Annotated in this window: 8 protein-coding genes; 4 read left to right on the plus strand and 4 right to left on the minus strand. The window is 35.1% G+C overall.

Features of this window, described 5'->3' with window-relative positions; genetic code table 11:
- Positions 1-215 (plus strand): hypothetical protein (locus AFK68_RS08735; RefSeq protein WP_143437702.1); only part of this gene is annotated, 215 nt, incomplete at its 5' end.
- A gap of 574 nt (positions 216-789) precedes the next feature.
- Here the strand turns inward: AFK68_RS08735 and AFK68_RS08745 are convergent.
- From AFK68_RS08745 to AFK68_RS08750, 3 genes are all read right to left on the minus strand, one after another.
- Positions 790-1,389, minus strand: coding sequence for an NAD(P)-dependent oxidoreductase (locus AFK68_RS08745; protein WP_371357289.1), 600 nt, complete (start codon positions 1,387-1,389; stop codon positions 790-792).
- 159 nt (positions 1,390-1,548) lie between these two features.
- Positions 1,549-1,659, minus strand: a complete 111-nt coding sequence (locus tag AFK68_RS44605; protein WP_371357290.1) for an NAD(P)-binding domain-containing protein — start codon at positions 1,657-1,659, stop codon at positions 1,549-1,551.
- An 88-nt stretch (positions 1,660-1,747) separates the two neighbouring features.
- Positions 1,748-2,002 carry a type II toxin-antitoxin system HicB family antitoxin gene (locus AFK68_RS08750; protein WP_094672396.1) on the minus strand — a complete coding sequence of 85 codons (255 nt, stop codon included), beginning with the start codon at positions 2,000-2,002 and terminating at the stop codon, positions 1,748-1,750.
- A gap of 142 nt (positions 2,003-2,144) precedes the next feature.
- Between AFK68_RS08750 and AFK68_RS08755 the strand changes: the two genes are divergently transcribed.
- The 3 genes from AFK68_RS08755 (at position 2,145) to AFK68_RS08760 (ending at position 3,506) form a co-directional block, all read left to right on the plus strand.
- Positions 2,145-2,876 (plus strand): Rpn family recombination-promoting nuclease/putative transposase, encoded by a 732-nt coding sequence (locus tag AFK68_RS08755; protein WP_094672397.1) that lies wholly within the window; start codon positions 2,145-2,147, stop codon positions 2,874-2,876.
- 4 nt (positions 2,877-2,880) lie between these two features.
- A complete protein-coding gene (locus AFK68_RS43375) occupies positions 2,881-3,015 on the plus strand; it encodes a hypothetical protein (RefSeq protein WP_256386518.1) in 135 nt (44 codons plus the stop codon).
- Positions 3,016-3,299: 284 nt separating this feature from the next.
- Positions 3,300-3,506: a hypothetical protein gene (locus AFK68_RS08760; RefSeq protein ID WP_094672398.1), complete on the plus strand. Its 207-nt coding sequence runs from the start codon at positions 3,300-3,302 to the stop codon at positions 3,504-3,506.
- Positions 3,507-3,940: 434 nt separating this feature from the next.
- Here AFK68_RS08760 and AFK68_RS08770 read toward each other — a convergent pair whose 3' ends face one another.
- The gene (locus AFK68_RS08770) at positions 3,941-4,276 is read right to left on the minus strand and encodes a hypothetical protein (protein WP_094672400.1); all 336 of its coding nucleotides are present in this window, start codon (positions 4,274-4,276) and stop codon (positions 3,941-3,943) included.
- Positions 4,277-4,455: the final 179 nt, after the last annotated feature.

Here is a 4,455-nt window from a genome sequence, read left to right on the forward strand (position 1 = left end):
GACCTGATGTCTTTGTCCTCGCTGCTGGTAATGGAACAGATACCATTACAGACTTCCAGACCCCAGACGAGATTGGTTTGTCAGGAGGTATAGGATTCAGCGACTTATCCTTCTCTGGTAACAATATCATCTTGACTTCTAGTTCTGAAGTCTTAGCAACATTAACTGGCGTGGATACCACAACCCTTACCAGTTCTGACTTTACCACTTTTTAATCCTGACAGTTGTTTGAATTACAGCGCTTTTGCTGATTGATGACCTCACGTCACAACCAAAACCCTGTAAGGGTTAATTGCCATTTCCTAAGGTCATGCTCCGCAAACGCCCCTACTGTGATCTACCGTGCAGGAAAACCGCTGTAAGCATCATCGCGCTCATTTTTATTCAGTCACGCTCTGAGTTATACCATTTCTCGGCTTTGTTGCATGAAGGTTGCGCTTAATAAAAGATAACAACTATCAATAAAATTGAGGTTTGGGTAAGAATTATTAAGCGCATTGTTACAGATAAATGGTATTACGAGGGCTTTTCTACTGACTCCTAACTCCGTGCCTCCTAATATCATGTCAGACAAAAATTATGCCGTATAGTAAATTTACCCTGAGTAAAGCCGTAGAAGATTTTCAACTGACTATCATTGAAGGCGTTGGCGGAGCCTAGTGGCAGCTACATCGCTTTGTGCCAGATGTTTCCCCAATTAATCCTACTGCTTTACTTAAAGATACTCTGAAAGAAACAGTACCTTTTTTTTTGTTCCCCACTCCCCTACTCCACCACTCCCCTACTCCCCTAATCAAGAAAGTCTGGATTAACTGCTGAAAATAAAGCCGAATAATCTAAATCTGCTAAACCTAATTCAATAGTTTTCTCTAAAACTTTACGCACTCCTTCTTGAATACTTACATCAAGTCCTACAGATTCTGCTGCATTAATAAATATATTTGTATCCTTTAATAAATGCTTGACTGGGAAATTAGGATTTTCGTAATTTCTCTCCTGCATCCGTTGTAATTTTTTATCAAAAGTTGGAGCATATAAAGCACTATCTCTAACAATTTGCATAAACAAATCTACATCTATTCCTTCCCGAATTACTAATCCTAAACTCAGAGCAAAAGCTGTTGTTAAAGAGCCAATTAATTGATTCATTGCTAACTTAATTGCAGCACCGCTACCTACCCCACCAATATGTAATGGTTCAGGACTAAATACTTTTAATAAACCAGACCATTTTTCAAATTGTTCTGGGTCAGCTCCCACCATAATAATTAAATTGCCAGATTTGACCTGTGGAATACTGCCTAAGACAGGAGCTTCTAAATATTCTCCGCCACAAGTTACAACTTCATCCCTAATTTGTTTACTTTCTGTAGGAGAAATAGTTCCCATTTAAATTACTGTACGACCGGATAATTATGCTTTTGAACTATCAGATCAAAGCACATTTTTAATTGCCTCAGTATTAGTCAACATCAAAATTAAACATTCTGAATTTTGAATAGCTTCAACTGGAGAATTAGCTATTTTAGCGCCTGCTTTTTGTAAAGGTTATAATTTGGATTGAGTCCGATTATAAGCAGTTACAATATGATTAGCTCCTAACAATTTTTCAGCCATTGGTAAACCCATTAAACCCGTACCTAAAAACCCAATTTTCATTATTCATTTCCTCTATATTTTTTTCATTACTATCATACTCTAAGATTGTTAGCTAATCAAATAATTAAGTTGGAGTTAGTTAAAGTGATTACTCCTGAGATAGTTCTTGGTATTTTGATATTAATTGAAGAGTTTGTTCTACATTTTTAGGTTTTAGAAGGCTTTTACCTTCTTGCTGATATTCTTCAACTAATAGCTCTAAAACTTCACTAGCGTTTTTTATTGCCTCTTCATAATAATCTCCGTGAGTATTAAATTTTTGAGAGGGAAATTCTGGCAAATGAACCAGATAACAGTTATCTTCCTCAGACCACAAAATCACGATAGTATAGGGTAATTTCATTCTTATGTTTAGGAAAGTGCTGAAATAGTGTATTTATCCTATTAAAATCATTAAGTTTTTGACAAAATCAAATAAATCCTAATACCTTTATAATCAGCCATTCACGATGATATAATTATAGCTCTGACAAAAAGATTTTTTAATGAAAACAGATAGCATATTTTACAGACTATTTTTAGAGATGCCTGGTGTTTATTTTCAACTCATTGGTGAGTCTCCCACCCTAGCAAATTCTTACAAATTTCAGTCAGTAGAAATCAAACAAACAGCTTTTCGTTTAGACGGTGTATTAGTTCCCAACACTGAGTCGCCAACTACTCCCATCCATTTCGGTGAAGTACAAATGCAAAAGGATGAAGCATTTTACCGTCGATTTTTTGGCGAGATATTCCTGTATCTGCGTCAATACGAGGAAAGCAAGTATTGGCAAGCATTAGTAGTGTTCCGCAACCGCGATATTGAGACTAAGGATACTCAACCCTATCAAGCTCTATTAAATAGCAGTAATGTTACCAGAGTTTATCTGGAAGACTTGGGAGACGAAGCTTACGAGAACTTGGGTTTAGGTATAGTCAAGTTAATAGTAGAAGACGAAGCAAAGGCAGTGCAACAGGCAAAAATGTTATCTGCTAAAGCAACGGCTGAACTAGACGAGACTGAACGGCAAAAAGTGTTAGAATTAGTCAAAACAATTATTTTATACAAATTTCAAGATTTAGAACCAGAGGAGGTAATAGAAATGTTAGGCATGGAGGACTTTAAAAAATCTCGACTTTATCAAGGAATTAAGCGGGAGGGTATAGAAGAGGGAACATTATTAACTAAGTTGGAAATGGTTCCTCTGTTGTTAGAAGCGGGGTATAGGAATAGTTAATTGTATGTATTTTCATCCCAAAACCGAACAATTTTGGATTATAGACTATCGTATTTATGACCCAGATAGTGACAACAAGACTAAAATAGATCATGTTGAAGAAATGGTATTTAATGTGGTAAATAAGAAGAAATTATGATTTAAAACTGTACTAATGGATAGTTGGTATGCAACACAAAGACTAATGGCATTGATAGATAATTTAGGAAAAGTTTATTATTGCCCACTAAAAAGTAATCGCGTGCGTAGATGACACTGGGGGTATAGAAAAATATAAAAATATTGCTGAATTAAGCTGGAATGAATCAGAAGAAATATCAGGTAAAATAGTTAAGATCAAAGGTTTTCCCAGGGATAAAAAAGTCAAGCTATTCTGGGCAACTGTTTCTACCAACTTCAGCAGAATATATTGTTACTAATGACATGAGTAATAATAGTACGGATGATCTTGAATTTGAGATTCAAACTAGATGGAAAATTGAAGAGTTTCACAGAGAAATTAAACAACTAACAGGGGTAGGATTTTGCCAATGTCGTCGGGCAGAAATTCAAAAAAATCATATTGCTTGTGCCATGTTAGTCTGGAATTATTTGAAAAAAATGGCAAATCCATACGGGGAAAAATATTGATCAAATGAAACATCAATTATTATCAGAATATAAGCGTATCTGAACTCAAATATCCGTCAATTAAAATGATTGTTATTTGAGTTTTTATAGACTGTTTAGAATTAGCAAGGCTAGGCGATCGCTATAAGTTTTTTGGAAGCGTTGGCGGAGCCTAGCGGCAGCTATATCGCTCTATTTACCATGGGCTATATATAGTGTCTTTGCGTAAGTCCTGATGAGAAAAATTCAAGGGTGTAAACTGTTCTTTTAGTGGTTGTGAAAAATTCCATCCAATTGGCAAATTATCAATATTATCCAAAGCTATCAAAGTCGTAGCTAATTGATTTTGAATACAACTTTGAAATTCGGTCTCATCATTCAATTCCGAACATGAATTTGATTCAGAATTTGAGACTATTATTTCTGTTACTCTATTGCTTAAGTTTGAGGTGATTTCACTTTTTGATAAATTTTTGATTTTTTAATCTTTCTAAATCTTCTCGTGCTACAGATTTCTCGGAAACAAATATCTCTAATAAATCACCCTCTCCAGACTCAAGTGGATTCCGTAAAGCATTGGCAATTTGACCACATAACTGTTGATAGGGAAGAGAATAAAGATTTGAGTCATTACCTGTCCCTATCGAACTTTGAAAAACAATCATCCTCTGTGTAATAGGAGTAAGATTTCTGCTTTTCATCCATAGTTTAATACAGAATCTTTGTAACCAAGAACGAACAACTAAATTGTAAGCTGCTTCTGCTAAGATAGCTGTTAGAATTGACTGCATCAGGATGGTACTAGCAACATACTATGTATTATTATGTAATCTCTCTATAGTTTTTCTGTATTGTTCAACCAGTTCTATAGAAGACTGGGAACCTGAGACTCCAAACATAAATGTTAATAGTCTTGAATATAGTAAAGTATGCATAATCTAAACTCCTCAAGTGATAAGCTATTTAGCAT

This window comes from Hydrocoleum sp. CS-953 (assembly GCF_002260545.1).
Classification (GTDB): domain Bacteria; phylum Cyanobacteriota; class Cyanobacteriia; order Cyanobacteriales; family Microcoleaceae; genus Trichodesmium.